At 71.2% G+C, this 18,743-nt stretch carries 17 protein-coding genes; 7 read left to right on the forward strand and 10 right to left on the reverse strand.

What is annotated here, in order from left to right; all coding sequences use genetic code 11:
• The first annotated feature begins 37 nt into the window (after nucleotides 1–37).
• Nucleotides 38–1,258: an ArsA family ATPase gene (locus ACQE3L_RS02225; protein WP_426962167.1), complete on the forward strand. Its 1,221-nt coding sequence runs from the start codon at nucleotides 38–40 to the stop codon at nucleotides 1,256–1,258.
• A gap of 58 nt (nucleotides 1,259–1,316) precedes the next feature.
• Here the strand turns inward: ACQE3L_RS02225 and ACQE3L_RS02230 are convergent, their stop codons facing one another.
• The 3 genes from ACQE3L_RS02230 to ACQE3L_RS02240 form a co-directional block, all read right to left on the reverse strand.
• Nucleotides 1,317–2,021 (reverse strand): phosphoglycerol geranylgeranyltransferase, encoded by a 705-nt coding sequence (locus ACQE3L_RS02230; RefSeq protein WP_426962168.1) that lies wholly within the window; start codon nucleotides 2,019–2,021, stop codon nucleotides 1,317–1,319.
• Nucleotides 2,022–2,112: 91 nt separating this feature from the next.
• Nucleotides 2,113–2,691: a DUF7097 family protein gene (locus ACQE3L_RS02235; RefSeq protein WP_426962169.1), complete on the reverse strand. Its 579-nt coding sequence runs from the start codon at nucleotides 2,689–2,691 to the stop codon at nucleotides 2,113–2,115.
• A gap of 74 nt (nucleotides 2,692–2,765) precedes the next feature.
• Nucleotides 2,766–3,515 (reverse strand): creatininase family protein, encoded by a 750-nt coding sequence (locus ACQE3L_RS02240; protein WP_426962170.1) that lies wholly within the window; start codon nucleotides 3,513–3,515, stop codon nucleotides 2,766–2,768.
• 147 nt (nucleotides 3,516–3,662) lie between these two features.
• Here ACQE3L_RS02240 and ACQE3L_RS02245 point away from each other — a divergent pair, with 147 nt between their 5' ends.
• Nucleotides 3,663–4,022 (forward strand): DUF192 domain-containing protein, encoded by a 360-nt coding sequence (locus tag ACQE3L_RS02245; protein WP_426962171.1) that lies wholly within the window; start codon nucleotides 3,663–3,665, stop codon nucleotides 4,020–4,022.
• 25 nt (nucleotides 4,023–4,047) lie between these two features.
• On the opposite strand, the gene ACQE3L_RS02250 is transcribed toward ACQE3L_RS02245, so the two are convergent.
• The 6 genes from ACQE3L_RS02250 to mtnP form a co-directional block, all read right to left on the reverse strand.
• Nucleotides 4,048–5,253, reverse strand: coding sequence for a threonine synthase (locus ACQE3L_RS02250; RefSeq protein WP_426962172.1), 1,206 nt, complete (start codon nucleotides 5,251–5,253; stop codon nucleotides 4,048–4,050).
• Nucleotides 5,254–5,400: 147 nt separating this feature from the next.
• On the reverse strand, nucleotides 5,401–5,985 hold the full coding sequence (locus tag ACQE3L_RS02255) for a DUF8121 family protein (RefSeq protein ID WP_426962173.1): 585 nt from the start codon (nucleotides 5,983–5,985) through the stop codon (nucleotides 5,401–5,403).
• A 183-nt stretch (nucleotides 5,986–6,168) separates the two neighbouring features.
• Entirely contained in the window at nucleotides 6,169–7,203 is a 1,035-nt protein-coding gene (locus ACQE3L_RS02260) for a segregation/condensation protein A (RefSeq protein ID WP_426962174.1), read from the reverse strand.
• The gene (smc, locus tag ACQE3L_RS02265) at nucleotides 7,196–10,786 is read right to left on the reverse strand and encodes a chromosome segregation protein SMC (protein ID WP_426962175.1); all 3,591 of its coding nucleotides are present in this window, start codon (nucleotides 10,784–10,786) and stop codon (nucleotides 7,196–7,198) included. The genes ACQE3L_RS02260 and smc overlap by 8 nt, the downstream gene beginning before the upstream one ends.
• A gap of 27 nt (nucleotides 10,787–10,813) precedes the next feature.
• Nucleotides 10,814–11,218 (reverse strand): DUF7518 family protein, encoded by a 405-nt coding sequence (locus tag ACQE3L_RS02270; RefSeq protein ID WP_426962176.1) that lies wholly within the window; start codon nucleotides 11,216–11,218, stop codon nucleotides 10,814–10,816.
• A gap of 88 nt (nucleotides 11,219–11,306) precedes the next feature.
• Nucleotides 11,307–12,176 carry an S-methyl-5'-thioadenosine phosphorylase gene (mtnP, locus tag ACQE3L_RS02275; RefSeq protein WP_426962177.1) on the reverse strand — a complete coding sequence of 290 codons (870 nt, stop codon included), beginning with the start codon at nucleotides 12,174–12,176 and terminating at the stop codon, nucleotides 11,307–11,309.
• 200 nt (nucleotides 12,177–12,376) lie between these two features.
• Here mtnP and ACQE3L_RS02280 point away from each other — a divergent pair, with 200 nt between their 5' ends.
• Nucleotides 12,377–13,747, forward strand: a complete 1,371-nt coding sequence (locus ACQE3L_RS02280; protein WP_426962407.1) for an MATE family efflux transporter — start codon at nucleotides 12,377–12,379, stop codon at nucleotides 13,745–13,747.
• 395 nt (nucleotides 13,748–14,142) lie between these two features.
• On the opposite strand, the gene ACQE3L_RS02285 is transcribed toward ACQE3L_RS02280, so the two are convergent.
• Nucleotides 14,143–14,601: a transporter gene (locus tag ACQE3L_RS02285; protein ID WP_426962178.1), complete on the reverse strand. Its 459-nt coding sequence runs from the start codon at nucleotides 14,599–14,601 to the stop codon at nucleotides 14,143–14,145.
• A 141-nt stretch (nucleotides 14,602–14,742) separates the two neighbouring features.
• Between ACQE3L_RS02285 and ACQE3L_RS02290 the strand changes: the two genes are divergently transcribed.
• The 4 genes from ACQE3L_RS02290 (at nucleotide 14,743) to ACQE3L_RS02305 (ending at nucleotide 18,594) form a co-directional block, all read left to right on the forward strand.
• Nucleotides 14,743–15,219: a helix-hairpin-helix domain-containing protein gene (locus tag ACQE3L_RS02290; protein WP_426962179.1), complete on the forward strand. Its 477-nt coding sequence runs from the start codon at nucleotides 14,743–14,745 to the stop codon at nucleotides 15,217–15,219.
• Between the two features lie 63 nt (nucleotides 15,220–15,282).
• Nucleotides 15,283–16,941, forward strand: coding sequence for an anthranilate synthase component I family protein (locus tag ACQE3L_RS02295; RefSeq protein ID WP_426962180.1), 1,659 nt, complete (start codon nucleotides 15,283–15,285; stop codon nucleotides 16,939–16,941).
• Nucleotides 16,934–17,605 (forward strand): anthranilate synthase component II, encoded by a 672-nt coding sequence (locus tag ACQE3L_RS02300; RefSeq protein WP_426962181.1) that lies wholly within the window; start codon nucleotides 16,934–16,936, stop codon nucleotides 17,603–17,605. Before ACQE3L_RS02295 ends, ACQE3L_RS02300 begins: the two co-directional genes overlap by 8 nt.
• Nucleotides 17,602–18,594 carry an aminotransferase class IV gene (locus ACQE3L_RS02305; RefSeq protein ID WP_426962182.1) on the forward strand — a complete coding sequence of 331 codons (993 nt, stop codon included), beginning with the start codon at nucleotides 17,602–17,604 and terminating at the stop codon, nucleotides 18,592–18,594. Before ACQE3L_RS02300 ends, ACQE3L_RS02305 begins: the two co-directional genes overlap by 4 nt.
• Nucleotides 18,595–18,743: the final 149 nt, after the last annotated feature.

Below are 18,743 nucleotides of genomic sequence, written 5' to 3' on the forward strand. Positions count from 1 at the left end.
CGACGGGTACACAAGGCGGCCCGCCCTCCCGGGCGACATGGACGAGATCGACGTCGAGCCGGTCGAGACGGTCGACGACGAGGAGTCGGCGAACGGGTCGGCCCCAGCCGAGGCTCGGGACACCGCCCCGGACGCCGAGGACCTCGCCGCGACCGAGGGCGCGCCGCTCCCCGAGACCGTCGACGCGCCGGAGTACGTGCTCTACGGCGGGAAGGGCGGCGTCGGCAAGACGACGATGGCGGCCGCGACCGGGCTCGCCTCGGCGGCCGCGGGCGTCCCGACGCTCGTCGTCTCGACGGACCCGGCCCACTCGCTGTCGGACACGCTCGACGTCGACGTGCCCGCGGAGCCGACCCGGATCCGGGCCGACGCGCCGCTTTTCGCCGCGGAGATCGATCCCGACGCGGCGATGGAGGAGGGGATGTTCGGCACCGACGCCGACCCCCTCGGCGGCCTCGGCGAGATGGGCGAGGCGATGGGCGGCATGGGCGGGATGGGCGGTGCCGCTGGCGGCTCGACCGACGGCGAGGGTCCCGCGGGCGGCCTGCTGGAGGGGACGGTCCCCGGCGCTGACGAGGCGGCGGCGATGCGACAGCTCCTGGAGTACCTCGACGACCCGCGTTTCGACCGCGTCGTCGTCGACACCGCGCCGACCGGTCACACCCTTCGACTCCTTCAGCTACCCGAGGTGATGGACTCGATGCTCGGCCGCGTGATGAAGCTCCGGCAGCGCTTCTCGGGCATGATGGACGGCATCACGGGCATGTTCGGCGGCGGGGACGAGGAGCCGGACCCGAGCGCCGACCTCGACGAGCTCCGCGAGCGCATCGAGCGCCTGCGCGCGGTGCTGCAGGACCCCGCGAAGACGGACTTCCGCGCCGTGATGGTTCCCGAGGAGATGAGCGTCGTGGAGACCGAACGGCTGGTCGCTCGCCTCGACGAGTTCGACATCCCGGTGAACACGCTCGTCGTCAACCGGGTGATGGAGGACCTCGCGGACGTGACCGACGTGGCGGGGGCCGAGGGCGGAGCGGCGGGGGACGAAAACGCCGCCGCGACCGGCGTCGACCCCGAGTGGGTGGTCTCGCCGAACCTCGAGGACTGCGAGTTCTGTCAGCGCCGCTGGGAGGTCCAGCAGAACGCCCTCGGGCGCGCGACGGACCTGTTCCGCGGCCGCGACGTGAAGCGCGTGCCCCTGCTGGCCGAGGAGGTGCGCGGCGAGGCGGCGCTGCGCGTCGTCGCCGCCTGTCTGGCGTAAACGGGCTCGTGAGACCGCCGACAGAAATCCGCCTTTCGAACCGCCGACAGAAAACGCCCTATTGCGCGTCCTTCGCGCCGCGGACGGTCTCGCGGACGGCGTCGACGCCCTCCTCGTGGAGCAGGTCGCCGACCACGACCACGTCCGCGTGACTCGCCATCTCGTGGGCCGCGTCGTAGTCGTGGATGCCGCCGCCGTAGAACAGCGTGGCGTCGTCGAGCGCCTCGTCGGCGGCCGCGACCTTCTCGGGGTCGCCGTAGGTGCCCGAGTACTCCACGTAGACGATCTCCTGGCCGAACATCTTCTCGGCGACGCGCGCGAAGGAGGCCACGTCCTCCGCGGACTGGTCGCAGTCCGCCTCGGTGTACTCCGCGACCGACGCGTCGGGGTTCATCACGATGTACGCCTCGGTGTGGGTGCGGTCCCAGTCGAGGCCGTTCTCGATGCGGACCCACTCCTTGTGCGCGCCGACGATCCAGAAGGGCGACTCGGAGTTGAACACCGTCGGGATCAGGTACCCCTCCAACGCCGGGTCGTCCACGACGACCGCGGGGTTCGACGGCTCCTGATAGATCGGCACGTCGTACTTCGCGCAGGCGTCGATGACGCGCTGCATCTTGTCGGCGGTCATGTCGAGCGTACCGCCGATCTCCAGCGCGTCCGTCCCGGTCTCGCAGACGTCCTCGAACGTCTCGTCGCCGACGAGGTCCTTGTCGGGGTCGACCTTCAGGATGTGGTCCCAGTCTTCCCACGGATTGCTCATTGGAGGGGAAACGCCCCCCGGCGGTTAAAAAGGAAGCGATGGATCCGCCCGCTCGGGCGGCCGTCGCCGTCGTCCCCGCGGGCCGGAGGGCTCACTCCTCCTCGTAGCGCTCGCTGGCGGCCGCGAAGCCGAACTCCGCCTGTTCCTTGCTCCGCCGGGACTCCCGCTCCGCGAGCGCCTCGGGGTCCGGACCGGCGTCGTCGTCGATCCGCGCGAACGACTTGTGGACCTTCGCGTGACACCACCGACAGAGCGCGACCGTTATCTCGTGTGGCCCGGCGTCGTCGAGGTCGTCGGGCTCGCTGGAGTCGTCCGGATCGACGGCCCCGCCGGCCTCGGACTCCCGCGCCGCGTCGCCGTACATCAGGTGGTGTTCCTCCAGCATGGGCCGGGCGTCGTCGTGCGCCATGCGGACCTCGGGAAGCCCGCAGCGGGCGCACTCCCGATTCGCGGTCGTCGACCGGTAGTGGGGGCAGGCGAACCAGTTCCCTTCCTCGCCGACGTGGCAGGCGTACCCGTCGCGGCGGCGCGCGGCCGCGAACTCCGGGTCGTCGCCGGCGCGATCGAGCGCGAACCGACAGCGCCCGTTGTCCGTGAGGTGGTCGCAGACGCCCGCGACCGCGTAGGGGTCGTCGACGCCGACCGGCGTCCCGTCCGGTGTCCGCTCCATGACCGCCGTTGTGCGGCCCCGTATTTGAACGATGGGGCGCCGGCAGCGACTTATCGCTCTCCGCCGCCGTCGGCCTACCAGCCGGCGTCGATGTCGGCCGCGACCGCCTCGAGGATCTTCGCGGTCGTGTCGGCCACGACGCGCTCCATCACGTCCGTGTCCGAGTTCGTCGGGTCGCCGAGGCCGCCGAGTTCGGTCACCTCGTCGAAGTACTCGTACGAACGCGTCTCGGGCATCTCGCGGGCCTCCTGCGGCTCCTTCTTCGACTCGCGGACGAGGTCGGGTCGGTACAGCTCCACGAAGCTCGTCTCGTGGTCGCCGGCGTGGCCCCATCCCTCGCCGAAGGCCTCCTCGAGGTCCTCGCGGGCGAAGTCCGTCCAGTGGACGAAGTGGACCGACAGCGCCGTCTCGCGGCCGAGCCGGTCGGCGGCCATCGCCAGCGGCTCCTTGTTGCCGCCGTGGGTGTTCAGGAACAGCAGGCGGTCGACGCCGTGGGCCGCCATCGACTCGCCGATCTCCACGACGACGTCGACGTACGTCTCCCGCGAGAGGGTGATCGTCCCCGGGAAGCGCATGTGGTGCTCGGAGTAGCCGAACGGGAGCGTGGGTAGGCGGAGCAACTCGAGACCGTGGTCGGGCGCCGCCTCGACCAGTTCCGCGGAGAGGTAGTCGGCCCGCAGGGTGTCCGTCGAGGTCGGCAGGTGCGTGGAGTGCTGCTCGATGCTTCCGGTGGGAAGCACCGCGAGGTCGCTCGTGGCGACCGCCTCGGCCGCCTCCTCCCACGTCATCGCGTACAGGTCCGCATCCGTCTCGGTCTCGGGCATACTCGGGGCTCCGCCGTCAGCGGCAAAGCGGTTGGGGTAGCGGTCGGTCACGCGAGGGGCCGCGCGAGGGGGCCGCGCGTGGCCCGCACAGCTCCGCCGACCATCCGACCGCGAGCGTTTAAGTCGGCCGCGAGCGACGGTGCGGTCGTGCGACTCGTCCACCGCTACGGCCCGCTGGAGGACCGGCAGGCCGACACGCTCGCGAGCGACGTGGAGACGGCGGACACGACGCTCCAGCAGGCCCGCGGCCTGATGTTCCGGCGGTCGGTCCCGGACGGCTACGGCCTCGCGTTCCGGTTCGACGAGCCGCGGCCGCGGACGCTGCACATGCTGTTCGTCCCCTTCGCCATCGACGCGCTGTGGATCCGCGGCCCGGAGGTGGTCCACAAGAAGCGGCTCAGGCCGTTCGTGGGCGTCGGCCGCGCGAGCGCGGACCTCGTCGTGGAGCTCCCGGCGGGTGCGGCCGAGAACGTGGAACCGGGCGACATCGTGGAACTGGAGGAGTAGCGCACCGCCCGAGCGCCCGCGCCCGCTACAGCCGGTCGCCCAACTCGTCGAGCGGCACCGTCTCGGCGTCGACCTCGTCGCCGGCGGCCGCGCCGACGGACTCCTTGAACCCCGACCCGGTGGTGACGCAGACGACCGAGTCCTCGCTATCGAGCACGCCGTCGGCCGCGAGCCGGCGGGCGCCCGCCAGCGCCGTCGCGGAGGACGCCTCGACGGTGAGGCCGGCCTCGGCGGCGAGGCGGCGCTGTGCGTCCAGGATCTCCTCGTCTTCGACCGCGACAGCGCCGCCGCCCGTCTCGCGGGCGCCGTGCAGCGCGCGCGTCCCGCTCGGGGGGTCCGGGTTGGCGATGGAGTAGGCGACCGTCTCGCCGCGCTCGACGCGCGTCACCGCCTCGCGGCCGTCGCGGTACGCCGCCGCGACCGGCGCGCAGGCGGCCGCCTGCACCAGATAGAGCCGCGGCGTCGCCGCCTCGTCGAGCAGGCCGGCGGCGCGAAGTTCCAGCAGGGCCTTGTACGCGCCGCTGGCGTGGCCGCCCGAGGAGGTCGGCAGGACGATCGCGTCCGGGACCGCGCCGGTCCGCGCGCGGTGTTGCGTGAGCGCCTCCAGCGCGGTGGTCTTCTGTCCGGCGACGCGGCCGGGCGTGTCGGAGTTGACGAACCGGACGCCGCGCTCGGGACCGATCTCGAGCGCGTCGTAGTAGAGCCGGCCGTAGTCCCCCTCGACGCGGACGATCCGGGGCTCGTACCGGGCGATGTTGCCGAGCCGCTCCGCGGAGATGTCCGCGGGGACGCAGACCACGCAGTCGAGGCCCGCCGCCGCGGCCCCCGCCGCGGTCGACATCGCCATGTTGCCGTGCGAGACGGTGCCCACCGCGTCGGCGCCCTCCGCGAGCGCGAGCTCGATCCCCACCGCCGTGCCGCGGTCCTTGAACGAGCCGGTCGGGTTCAGCCCCTCGTCCTTGACGAACGTGCGAACGCCCGCGTACTCGTCCAGCGTCGGCGTGCGCACGAGCGGCGTTCCGCCGGCGGCCGCCCCCACGCCCGCCGCGGGCGGGTCGACCGGCAGGAGGTCCGCGAAGGCCCACGCGCGGGCGTCCAGCGAGCCGGGCCACTCGAGGGCCGCGAGCGCCTCCGGGTCCGTCTCGAACCACCGCGGCTCGCCGCACTCACACCGCGGCGCGGCCGGGGCCTCGACCGTCCGACCGCAGGCGTAACAGGAGAGGACAGGCATGCCGGAGAGAGGTGCCGCCGGCGACTAAGCGATGGCGGTCGGGGGCCTCGGCCCGTGTCGGTGCGCAGCCCCCGAGCAGACCCACGTTCGCAAGGGCCGCGGTGGAGGTGTGAAGGCGTCGACGAGGGGTCCGTCCGGTTCCGCGGTTCAGTCGCTCCCGTCGGTCTCGGCGGAGAACTCGAGTCGTCCGTCGAGGACGTGTGTTCGGTCGAGCAGTCCCGACCGAACGAGTTCGACGGTGTTCTCGACGACGACCCGCCGGCTTGACTCCGGCCATCGAATGACCGGAAAGTTGATGAATACGGTCTCGTCGGCGAGCTCGCCGAACCGGTGGACTTCGACGACCGCAGCCCCGTCGTCCCGGTAGAGCGACACGGACGGGTGGGGTTCGGCGTCTCCCATGAACGGGCCCTCGAGCGAGAGCTGTGGCGGAGTGCCGTCACCGTCCGGTGCGACGAACCGCTGTGTGAGCGACTGCAGCTCGGTGTCCTCAGCGTGTGAAATCCACGTGTGGAAGTGCTCCGGCAGGGGGGAAAACCGAGGGTCGACGCCCACGACGGCGAGATCGCCACCGTCCCCGGGAAACTCGAGATACTTCTCGTCGTCGCGGGGGTCGTCGCTGGTTTTCTCGACCGGATTCGTGTGTTCCGTTCGCGGTTCGACGGTGCTACAGCCCGCAGTGACGGCGGAGGCGGCGGTCAGCGCGGACACGAGGAGGGCGCGGCGACGCATGATTAGTGCGCATCCGGAGAGTGACAAAAAGATGTTGAAGCAGCTATCGCTTGCGGAACTGCCGGTCGTCGCCGAACTGCTGGAAGCGATCGAGAGACCGGTGGCCTGCGAACCGAGCGTGTCACGGGTGGACGTGAACGCTGCCGCCTCCCGCGAGTTCCGCCCGCACTCGGTCCCCGCCCCTCAGTCCGCGACCGCTTCCGCCTCGCCGGTCGCGGCGGTCGGGTCGCGGATCCAGAGGTCGCCGAAGAACTCGTCCTGTCGGAGTTCGACCCCGCCGCGGTGGGCCAGGAACAGCAGCGCGAGGAACGTCATGAACGAGCGGCCGCCGGCGTCGGCGACCTCCGCGAACAGGACCTCCTCGCGGCCCTTGCCGTACTGCTCGTCCAGCGCGGCGCGCACGTCCTCGATGACCTCCTCGATGTCCTCGTCGTGTGTGCCGCCGGTGACCTCCTCCTGGGTCGGCTCGTGCTCCCCGCGGAACTCGTCGCCGGCGCGGTAGTCGACGGTCTGCGTGCCGCGGTCGTACCCCTGCGGCGACTCCGAGGTGTCGTACTCGCGGGAGTCCTTCCACCACGTGCCGCGCTCGGCGTCCCGGAGTTCGCGGACCAACTCGTCCAGCGTCTCCGGCGACCCGCGGGTGCTCTTGCGCTCCAGCCGGCGGTCCATCTCCGCCTCCAGCTCCGAGACGGGATCGAAGTCGGCGTCGGGCGCGGGCTCGCCGCCCTCCATGGCGGCCTGCCACGGCTCCTGGTCGGGCTCGTCGTCCCCGTCGTCTTCCGCCATCATCTCGTCGCCCTTCATCCGCAGGAGGACGCTGGCGTAGAACAGCGCCCGCCCGGAGGTCCGGAGGTCCGTCGCGTCCAGCTTCTCGAGGAACGCGTCGGTCACCTGCACGATGTCGATGTCCCACGGCTCGATCTCGCCCTCCTCCGCGAGCTGGACCAGCAGCTCCACCGGCTCCACCTCGCCGTCGTCCGCGGCGTCCGGGTGCTCGATGTCCGGGACGGCCCCGGAGTCGGAGCCCTCCCCTGCCTCGACCGACTCGCCCTCCGCGGCGCCGGTCGCCGAAGCGCCGTTCTCGGCGGCAGCGTTCTCGGCACCTCCGTTCTCCGTGGGGGTGCCGAAGGCGGGACCGGTCGCGTCGTCGGCCGCGTCGCCGTCGTCATCGTCGTCGCGGTCGGAGAGGCTCACGTCCGGGACGTAGCCGTCAGTCATCGGCCGGCACCTCCTCGCCCTCGTCGTCGCCGTCGCCGCCGAACTGCATCCCGGTGACGGCCGAGACGTTGTCGCCCTGCATCGTCACGCCGATGGCGCGGTCGGCCCGCTCCAGCAGCGCGGAGCGGTGCCCGACGACGACGAACTGCGCCTCGTCGGAGAGCTCCTCGATCATCTCGCCGACGCGCTCGGCGTTGACCGCGTCGAGGAACGCGTCGATCTCGTCGAGCGCGTAGAACGGCGCCGGGTTGTGCCGCTGGATGGCGAAGATGAACGAGAGCGCGGTGAGCGACTTCTCGCCGCCGCTCATCGCGTCGAGCCGCTGGACCGGCTTGTCCGCTGGCTGGGCCTTCATCGTCAGCCCCTCCTCGAAGGGGTCCTCCGGGTTCTCTAAGACGAGTTCGCCCGTCCCCGCCGAGAGCCGCGAGAATATCTCCCGGAACTGCTCGTTGATCGAGTCGAACGCGTCCATGAACGTCTCCTTCTTCTGGGCCTCGTAGCTCTCGATGCGCTCCTCGATGGCGTCGCGCTCGGAGACGAGAGTGTCGCGGCGCTGCTGGAGGTCGTCCAGCTCCGCTTCCACCTCGTCGTACTCGTCGATGGCGAGCATGTTGACGGGTTCGAGCGCCTCCATCTTCCCCTCCAGCGTGGCGATCCGGCTCTCGACCTCGTCGTGGTCCGGGATCTCCTCGGGGTCGTACTCGCCGACCTGCGAGGCCAACTCGTCGACCTCCCACTCCAGCCGGTCCTGTCTGTCCTGCAGGTCCGCGAGCGTCGACTCGACCGCGTTCACTCGCTCCGTCTGCTCGTCGCGGGACTCCTTCGCGTCCGCCAGGTCCTCGCGGAGCGCCTCGCGCTCCTCCTTCAGCTCCGCGAGCTCCTCCTCCAGGTCCGCGATGGCCTCGCGTTTCTCCTCCAGCAGCTCCCGCTTGTCCGCGATCCGGTCCTCGCAGTCGGCGATGGTCCCCTCGGCGTCCGCCTTCCGGTTCTGCGCCTTCTCGACCGTCTCGTGGAGGTCGTCGACCGCGTCCTCCGCGTACTCCTTCTCCAACTGGAGCTCGTTGAGCCGGCCGTCGAGCTTGCTCTGTCTGTCCTCGAGGTCGTCGATCTCCTCGCGGATCTCGTCGGCCCGGTCGGACAGCTCCGGGATCCGGGAGTCCGCCAGCTCGCTCTCGAGCTCGTCTATCTCGGCTTCCAGCTCCGCCTGTTCGGCGTTCAACTCCTCGATGGCGTCGTCGATCGCGGCCATCTCCTCGTCGACCGCCTCGCGCTCCTCGCGGAGCGCCTCGAGTTCGTCCTCGAGCTCCTCGATGCGGTCCTGCTGGTCCGCGAGGTCCGCCTCCGCGCGCTCGATGTCCGACTCGACCGAGCGCACGCGGTCGGCCGCGTCGCTCTTCCGCTCGCGGGCGTCGTCGATGTCCGACTCCAGCTCGCGGATCTCGGCGTCGAGCGCCTGGCGCTCGTCCTCCAGCTCCGAGATCTCCTCGGCGAGCCGCTCCAGCTTGCCGCCGCCCGACTTCGTGAACGAGAAGCGCGAACCGCCGCCGGAACCGCCGGTCATCGCGCCCGACTTCTCCACGAGGTCGCCCTCCAGCGTCACCATGCGGTAGTCGCCCATCAGGTCGCGGGCGGTCCGCATGTCCTCAACGACCAGCGTCGACCCGAGCACGTACGAGAAGATCGACTCGTACTCGCTGTCGTAGTCGACGAGGTTGCGCGCGAAGTCGACCACGCCGGGCATCGAGGGCTTCCGCGGCAGGCTCCGGTCGTCCATCTCCGTGATGGGGAGGAACGTCGCCCGGCCCGCGTTCCGGCTCTTGAGGTGGTCGATACACGTCTCGCCGACGCCGTCGTCGTCCACGACGACGTTCGCGAGCCGACCGCCCGCGGCGGTCTCACACGCCTCCGCATACTCGGGGTCGACCGCGCCGAGTTCGCCGACCGCGCCGTGGACGCCGTCGACGCCGGCGTTCTTGATCGTCGTCACCGCGCGGGGCCAGGAGCTGTCGCCGCGCTGGTCGGCGTTCGCCTCCAGCTTCGCGTACTCGTTCTGCTTGCCACGCAGCGTCTCGTCGATCTCGTCGAGCCGCTCCTGCAGCTCCGCCTTCTCGGCGAACAGCTCCTCGACCGTCGACTCGATCGTCTCGCGGTTGCGCTCCGCCTTGTCGAGTTCGCCCTTCAGCTCCGAGATCCGCGCCTTCAGGTCCGGGATCGCCTCGTGGGCCTCCTCCAGCTCGGTCTGGGCCTCGCTCACCGCGTTCGAGCGGCGGCGCGCCTCGTCGAGCAGGCGGTCCTTCTCGCGCTGCTCCTCGTTCTTCTCGGACTTGACGGCCTCCAGCCGCTCCTTCCGCTCGGCGAGGTCGGCCTTCAGCTCGTCGTACTGCGTGTCGATGCCGTCGATCTCCGCCTGCACGTCCGCGAGCTCGGACCGCTTGTCCGCGATCTCCGCCTTCACGGAGGCCTTCTCGACTTTGACCTCCTTGATGTCGCCCTCGAGGTCGTCGATCGTCTCCTGCTTGCGGTCGATCTGGACGAACGCGTTCCGGCGCTCGGTCTCGGCCTCCTCGGCGCGCTCCTCCGCGTTCTCGATCTCGCCTTCGATGCGGGAGATGTCGCCTTTCACCTCCTCGATCTCGGACTTGATCGCGATCTGTTCGTCCTCGCCCTTGCTCTCGATCTCGTCGTTGAGTCGTGAGAGCTCCGTCTCCAGCCGGGTGACCTTCCCCTGCCGGGTGTCGAGTTCCTCCTGGAGCTCCGCGAGTTCGGCCTCCTTCTCGGCGATGTCGTCGGCGATCTCGCCGAGCGTCTCGCGCTTCTCCTCCAGCTCGGCCGCCTTGAGGTAGCCGCGGTACTGCTCGACCTCGTCGCGGTACTCCTGGTACTCCAGCGCGGTCTCGCGCTCGTCCGCGAGCCTGTCGAGGCGGTCCCGCTTCTCGCCGATCTTGAGGTCCGCCTCGCCGATCCGCTCCTCGACCGTCTCCATCTCCTCGAAGGCGGCCTCCTTCTTCGCGTCGAACTCCGCGACGCCGGCGATCTCGTCGATGATCCCCCGGCGCTGATACGGGGTCATGTTGATGATCTCGGTCACGTCGCCCTGCATGACGACGTTGTACCCCTCCGGCGTCACGCCGGCCTGCGCCAGCAGGTCCTGGATGTCCGAGAGGTTCACCGAGCGCTCGTTGAGGTAGTAGTAGGAGTAGTAGTTGTCCTCGGTGCGCTTGACGCGGCGCTTGATGGTGATCTCGTCCACGTCGCCGACGTTCTCGGAGCCGGCCGCGGAGACGACCTGGCTCCGCTCGAGCGCACGGTCCTCGTTGTCGAGGATCACCGTGACGGAGGCCTCGCTCGGCCCCTCGACCTCACCGTCGCCCTCGTGGCCGGGGTTGTAGATCAGGTCGGTCAGCTTCTCGGCGCGGATCCCGCGGGTGCGTGCCAGTCCGAGCGCGAACAGCACCGCGTCGATGATGTTCGACTTGCCCGAGCCGTTCGGGCCGGTGACGACCGTGAAGTCCTCGTAGAAGGGGATCCTCGTCGTCCGCCCGAAGCTCTTGAACTTGTCCAGAACGACTTCCTTGATGTGCATGCTGGCTGGCTGTGGGCGGCCCGCCGGTTACGCGACGATGATGTCGCCGTCCTCGGACTCGCCCTCGTCGGTCGCGTCTGCGTCCTCCGCGGCCTTACCCCCTTCGGCGTCGGCCGCGGCCCCGCCGTGGGCGCCGTCGGCGTCCGCCTCGCCGGTGGACTCGACGACCTCGACGCGGTCGTCGCTCTTCGTCGTGCGCTCGCTCGGGCCGGACTCGGCGGCCGTCGGTCCGGCCGCGGGCTGGTCCGTCTCCGACGCGGCCGGCTCGGCCGACGTAGTCGACGCGGCGGCCTCGCGTGCCTCGCGGGCCTCGGCGTCGTCCTCGAGCTGCCGGACGCGCTCTTTCATCTCCACGAGCTCCTCCGTCAGCCCGTTGACCGCGGCCTGCAGCTCGGCGACCTGCCCCTCGAGTTCCTCGACCCGATTGCTCATGGGCGCACTGGTCACGGGAGCGGTATAAATGTGTGTCAGACGGGCGTGTGACTGATTGGCACAGATGCGGGGGAAGCGCCCGGCGCGATCAGTCCAGGTACTCGCCCAGCAGGGGGTCGACGCGTTCGCGCGTCTCGGCCGGGATCGCCTCGCTCGGAGTGTTGATCGTGCCTTCGAGCGACGTGTGGGCCTCGCACTCGTGGTCGTCGGGCAGGGTCCGGACGGCCTCCTCGACGGCGGCCTTGATCGCGGCCTGATTCTGTTCCGCGTTCTCCAGCACCTCCTCTAAGGTCACCTCGCTGTCCGCCTTCCAGACGTCGTAGTCGGTGACGCCCGCGATGGTGGCGTAGGCCATCTCCGCCTCGCGAGCGAGTTTGGCCTCCGGGATGGCGGTCATCCCGACCACGTCCCACCCCTGCGCCCGGTAGAACTCCGACTCCGCGCGCGTCGAGTACTGCGGCCCCTCGATGCAGACGTAGGTGCCGCCCTTCACGACCTCGGTGTCGTCGTCGGTCGTGGCCTCGGCGGCGTCGGTGAGGTGGTCGACGAGCTCCGGGCTATAGGGGTCCGCGAACGGCTGGTGGACGACGACCCCGTCGCCGTAGAAGGAGAGCTCGCGGTGTTTCGTCCGGTCGTAGATCTGGTCGGGGACGACGAGCGTGCCCGGCTCCAGCTCCTCCTTCAGGCTGCCGACCGCGTTGGAGGCGAAGACGTGCGTCACGCCCGCCTGCTTCAGCGCGTACATGTTGGCGCGGTACGGCAGGTCCGTGGGCGAGGCGCCGTGGTTCGAGCCGTGCCGCGGGAGGAACGCGACCTCCTTGCCCGTGTCCGCGAACTCGCCGACCGTGACCGCGTCGGATGGCTCGCCGTAGGGGGTGTCGTACGCCTCCTCGCGCACGTCGTTCAGCGGGAGCGCCTCGTAGATCCCGCTGCCGCCGATGAAGCCGATCTTGCTCATGCCCCGACCTGCGGTCGCTCCGCACTTATAAGGACTGAACCGGGACGGCCGGCCTCCGCCCGCTGGGAGCCGGAGAGCAGGCATCAACAAGCGTCAACAGGTTTCACGACCGTTCTTAAGCCCCGGGGTGCTGACGGTCCGTAGTGCCCTCCGAACCCGACGTGGCGAGCCGCCTGACCGAGGGCGACCTCCTCGGGCCGATGGTCGCGCTCGCGTGGCCGATGGTCGTCATCCAGCTGCTGCAGGTGGCGTACAACGTCGCCGACACGGCGTTCCTTGGCGCCTACTCCGCGGACGCGGTCGCCGCGCTCAGCCTCGCGTTCCCCATCGTCTTCTTCCTGATCTCCATCGGCGGCGGCTTCACGGCCGCGGGCGCGATCCTGATCGCCCAGTACAGCGGGGCCGGCGCCGACCGCGACGCGGACCGCATCGCGGGGCAGACGCTCGTCTTCGTCACGCTCGTCGCGGTCGCGGTCGGCGCCATCGGCTACGTCGTCACGGACCCGATGCTCGCGCTGCTGCCGGCCGACGCCGCCACGCAGGAGCGGATCGTGCCGATGGCGTCGGCGTACATGCGGGTGTTCTTCCTCGGCACGCCGTTCCTGTTCGGCTTCTTCGTGTTCGTCTCGCTGATGCGCGGCTACGGCGACACGCGCACGCCGATGCGGGTGATGGTCGTCTCCGTCGCGGTCAACGTCGCGCTCGACCCCCTGCTGATCTTCGGGATCGGGCCGTTCCCCGCGCTGGACGTACAGGGGGCCGCGCTCGCGACGGTCTTCTCGCGGTTCGTGGCCACGGTTCTCGGCTTATACGTCCTGTTCGGCACCGGCGCCGGCCCGGACATCCGGCGGGAGGACCTGACCCTCAACCGGTCCGACGTCGGCGACATCGTCCGGCTCGGGGTCCCGAGCGCGGTCGAGCAGTCCGCCTCCTCGCTGGCGTTCATCGCGCTCACCGCGATCGTGGTGACGTTCTCGCCCCCGGTCGTGGCCGCCTACGGGCTCGGCAACCGGATCGTCTCGCTCGTGTTTCTGCCCGCGCTGGGGCTCTCGCAGGCGGTCGACACCGTCGTCGGGAAGAACCTCGGCGCCGAGCGTCCCGACCGCGCCGAGCGCGGGTCCCGGCTGGCGATGGCCGTCACCGCGGGGGTGATGGCGCTGCTCACCGCCGTCGTCTTCCTCGTGCCCGCGCCGATCGCCGGCGTGTTCCTCACCGCCGAGGGGACCGCCGACGCGCTGGCGTACAGCGTCGAGTACCTGCAGATCGCGGCGTTCATGTTCGTCCCCATGGGCGTCCTGCAGATCCTGCTGGGGACGTTCCGCGGCGCCGGCAACACCAAGACCGCGATGCTGTTCTCGGTGGCGACGCTGTGGGTCGTCCGCGTCCCCGCGACCTACCTGCTCGCGTTCACGCTCGGCTGGGCGGAGGACGGGATCTGGCTCGCGGTCGTGCTCGGCGACGTGGTCGGGTGCCTGCTCGCGCTGGCGTGGTACGGCCGCGGCACGTGGTCGGAGAAGTACGTCGACGAGACCGCGATCGAAGCCGGTAGCGGACCGACCGCCGACGAGTGAGGACGACCTCTCACGAAACGGCGACGGGGTGATCGTGGTGCTGATGCGCTGGGGGTGCGGTGCTGATACGGTCGGCGCGCGCGAGAAACGCGCGCGAGGTCGCCGGCGCGCTACCGCACGCCGGCTGCTCGAAAATCTTCGATTTTCGGTGGAGGCGGCGGCGCGGCCGCCTGCTGTGCGGTGCGGTTCGCGGCCGCGCCGCCGCCGAGGCTGGGGAGGCGTGAGGCTGCCGTACGGTTGCGGTGCGAAGCGGTACTGTGCGGGGCGGGACTGAAAGGGGCAGCCGGCTCGATCCGGCTGGGGCTTTCTGGGTGGTGCTGTTCCAAGCAGCAGGACCAGAACTGAGCACGGCAGCGGATGAGGGAGAGCCGGCCGAGACGTTCGGCCCGGCCCCCTCAGGCGAGCACGTTGCTGGCGAGCAGCCCCGCGGTGATCAGGAGCAGCACCGCGACCGCGGCGGCCCCGAAGAAGAAGGGCTTCGCGTCGTGGGCCGGTTCCCGGAGCTTGCCCTCGTCGACGCCCGACTCCACCTTGATCCCGGCGACCTCCACGAGGCCAGTAAGCACGACCCAGAGGCCGAGCATCGTCAGGACGAGGTGCCCGTTTCCGGTCCCCGTCAGCGTGCCCACGTCGTAGCGCGTGCCGGCCATGTGCCCGCCGGAGGCCAGGAACGCGACCGCGGAGACCCGGGTGATCCACCGCAGCCGGTCGACGATGCGCCCGAAGGCCTCGGAGCCGATGTCGCCCGCCGTCGCGGACGGGAGGATGGTCGCGACGACGAACAGGACGCTTCCGGTCCAGAGTGCGGCGAACGAGACGTGGATCGTCCACATCACGGCGTCGAGAACGGACATGGACCCGAATTCGGCCGCCACCACCTTATAAGGGGCGACACCGGGGAGGGTCGCCGGCTGTCCGGCGGCCGAACCGGGACGCGGCGTGGTCGGTCCGACCGCCGCCGGCTTTTAAATACCCGCCTGTCCTAAGTGTCGCCGATGGCGCTACTGCAGAAACTCAAGGAGAAACTCGGAATCGGCGGCTCCGGCGACGAGCCGGCCCGGAGCGACACGGAGGTGACCGTCGAGCACGAGCCCGACGAGGAGTCCGACTCGACGGACGGAGACGGCTCCGGCGACGAACCGGTCGCGACCGAGACGGACGCGGCCGCCTCGACCGAATCGCTCGTCGACGAGGAGGACGCCGCCGCGGATCCGGCCGAGGCGGCCGAGCCCGCGGAGGCGGCCGGCCCCGAATCGGAGGACGTGGAAGTCGACGAGGACGTCGACGAGGTGGGCGGCACCGCCGTCGACTCCGTCAAGGGGATCGGTCCGGCGTACGCCGACCGCCTCTCGAACATCGGCATCGAGACCGTGGCCGACCTGGCCGACGCCGACCCGGCCGAGGTCGCCGAGGGCGCGAACGTCGGCGAGAACCGCGCAGCGACGTGGATCGAGCGGGCCCAGGAGTTCTGAGGCGCCGCGTCGTCGCCGGACACCACAACTGTTTCACGCGCCGGCGACGACCTTCCCTCAACGATGACCCACACCGTCCGGACGGACCGGGCCGCCTTCCGCGAGACGGCGGCCGCGGCCCCGAGCGGCGCCCGCGTCCCCGTCGAGGTCCGGACGACGGTCGCGGACCCCTTCGACGCCTACCGGCGGGCCCGGGACGGCCCCGGCGGCGCGTTCCTGGAGACCACGGGCGGCCAGACCGGCTGGGGGTACTTCGGCGTCGACCCCGCCGAGCGGCTGCGCGTCGGTCCGAACGCGGTCGTCCGCGAGTCCGACCCGGACGCCGGAACCGGCGACTACCGACGGGACTCCCCGACGCTCGCGGCGCTCGACGGCCTGCTGGCCGGCGAGGCCCTCGCCCGCGGCGACTGCGACGTGCCGTACCCCTGCGGGGTCCTCGGGTGGCTCTCCTACGACGCCGCCCGCGAACTGGAGACGTTCCCGGACGAGGGCGCGGTCGACGACCGGGACCTCCCCCGACTCGACGCCGCGGTGTTCGACCGGCTCGCAGCGTGGGAGTGTCCGGTCCCCGACGAGGGGGCGGTGACGCTCCGGATCACGGTCTGTCCGCGCGTTTCCGCCGAGCGAGCGGCCGACGCCGAGCGAGCGGACCACGACGCGCTGTACGACGCGGCCGTTTCGCGGGCGGTCGACCTCGTGGAGCGGATCGAAACGGGCGGTCCGGAGGCCGGCCCGGCACCGGAACCTGATTCGGAGAACGCGACCTTTCGGAGCGAGTCGGGCCGCGAGACGTACGCGGACGCGGTCCGTCGCGTCAAGGCGCACGTCCGCGACGGCGACACGTTCCAGGCGAACGTCTCCCAGCGCCTCGTCGCCCCCGCGGCGGTCCATCCGGTCGACGCCTACGACGCGCTTCGGGACGTGAACCCCGCGCCCTACTCGGGCCTGCTGGAGTTCGCGCGGCCGAGCGCGGGAGAAAACAGCGGCCGCGGCGCCGCCGACAGCGGCGTCGACCTCGTGAGCGCCAGCCCGGAGCTCCTGCTCGACCGCGACGGCGACCGACTCGCGACGGAGCCCATCGCGGGCACGCGACCGCGCGGCGAGACGCCGGCGGCGGACGCGGCGCTGGAGGCCGAGCTGACCGGCGACGAGAAGGAGCGCGCCGAGCACGCCATGCTCGTGGACCTCGAACGCAACGACCTCGGAAAGGTCAGCCGGTTCGGAACCGTCGAGGTGGCCGAATACCGCCGCGTCGACCGGTACAGCGAGGTGATGCACCTCGTCTCGCTGGTGGAGGGGCGCGCCCGCTCGGACGTGACGCTCGCGGACGCGGTCGCTGCCTGCTTCCCCGGCGGCACCATCACGGGCGCGCCCAAGCCCAGAACGATGGAGATAATCGACGAGGTGGAGCCGACGCGCAGAGGCCCCTACACCGGTTCGATGGGCGTCTTCGGGTTCGACGGGCGCGCGACGCTGAACATCGTGATCAGGACGCTGGTCAGACACGCCGACGAGTACCACCTCCGCGTCGGCGCGGGCATCGTCGACGACTCGGACCCCGACGCGGAGTACGAGGAGACGCTGGCGAAGGGGCGCGCGCTCGTGACCGCCATCGACGAGGCGCTCGCCGCGGCGGACCTGCGCGTGGACGCGGCCGGCGACGCCGAGGGCGCGGTTGGGGGCTCGGAGACCCGCGGCGACCAGGAGGCGGGCGATGACTGACGCGAGCGCGAGGCCGAAAGAAGACGGCCCCACGGCCGCCGCGGGCTGGCGGCCCGGTGCGGGCGACTCCGAGGCGCGGATCCTCGTGATAGACAACTACGACTCGTTCGTCTACAACCTCGTCCAGTACGTGGGAGCGGTCGCGGGCGCGGTGGCGGTCCGGCGCAACGACGCGGTCGACAGCGCCGGGATCTGCGAGATGGACCCCGACGGCGTCGTCGTCTCGCCCGGACCGGGAACGCCGCGGGAGGCCGGCGTCTCGATGGACGTGTGGGAGCTCGACCGCCCCGTCCTCGGCGTCTGCCTCGGTCACCAGGCGCTCTGTGCCTCTCTCGGCGCTCCGGTCGGCCACGCCCCGGAGGTGGTCCACGGCAAGCCCTCGACGATCAGCCACGACGGGACCGGCGTCTTCGCCGGCCTGCCGGACCGGCTCTCGGTCGGCCGCTATCACTCGCTGTGCGTCGAACGCGAGGACCTCCCGACCGACCTGATCGAGACCGCCCGGACCGAGGACGAGCGCGAGGTGGTGATGGGCGTCCGGCACCGCGAGAAGCCGCACGTCGGCGTGCAGTTCCACCCCGAGAGCATCCTCACCGACGCGGGCGAGCGGATGGTCGCGAACTTCGTGGCGACCTGCGAGACGTGGGGGGCGGCGTCCCGATGAGCTCCCCCGACGACCTCCTGTACCACGTCGACGGCGCCCTCGTTCCGGCCGACGAAGCGACCGTGAACGTCCGGGACCGCGGGTTCATGTACGGCGACGCGGCCTTCGAGACGATGCGCGCGTACGGCGGCGAGGTCTTTCGGTGGGACGCGCACGCCGACCGCCTCCGCGGCACCTGCGAGACGCTCCAACTCGACCACGGGCTCGCCGACGCAGACCTGAAAGCCCGGGTCGACGAGACGCTCGCGGCCAACGACCTCGCGGACGCCTCCGTGAAGCTCTCCGTCTCGCGGGGCGTCCAGCCCGGCAAGTTGGACCCCGACCCCGCAGTCGACCCCACCGTCGTCGTCTACGTCTCGCCGCTTCCCCGAGGCGGCACCGCCCCCGAGGCGGAGCCGGTCTGGGACGGCCCCGCCGCGCTCCAGACGGTCAGGACCCAGCGCGTGCCCGACCGCGCCATCCCGGCGGACGCGAAGACGCACAACTACCTCAACGGGATCCTCGCGCGCCTCGAACTCCGCGCCTCGGACGCCGACGAGGCGATGCTCCGCGACGCCGAGGGGTACGTCGCGGAAGGCGCCACGTCGAACCTGTTTCTGGTCGACGACGGCGGACTGGGAACCCCCTCGATCGACGGGCCGGTACTGCCCGGAATCACGCGGGACACCGTGCTGGACCTCGCGGCCGAGGAGGGGATTCCGGTCGAGGAGGGGCGGATAACGCCCGCAGACGTGCGCGACGCCGACGAGGTCTTCCTGACCAACTCGACGTGGGAGGTCCGGCCGGTCGCGACCGTCGACGGGGTGGACGTGACGCCCGGCGACGCGACGCCCGGCGACGCGACGCCCGGCGACGCGACGCCCGGCGACGCGACGCCCGGCGACGCGACGCCCAAAAACGCCGACCGCGCCGCCGGTCCCCTGACGACGCTGCTCTCGCGCCTGTACGCGCGGCGCGTGGAGCGAACGCACTACGGAGACGGCCGGTAGTGACGGATGCGGTCGGCGCGCGCGAGTAACGCGCGCGAGGTCGCCGGCGCGCTACCGCACGCCGGCTGCTCGAAAATCTTCGATTTTCGGTGGAGGCGGCGGCGCGGCCGCCTGCTGTGCGGTTCCGCGGCCGCGCCGCCGCCGAGGCT

The organism is Haloparvum alkalitolerans (assembly GCF_050122995.1).
Classification (GTDB): Archaea; Halobacteriota; Halobacteria; order Halobacteriales; family Haloferacaceae; genus Haloparvum; species Haloparvum alkalitolerans.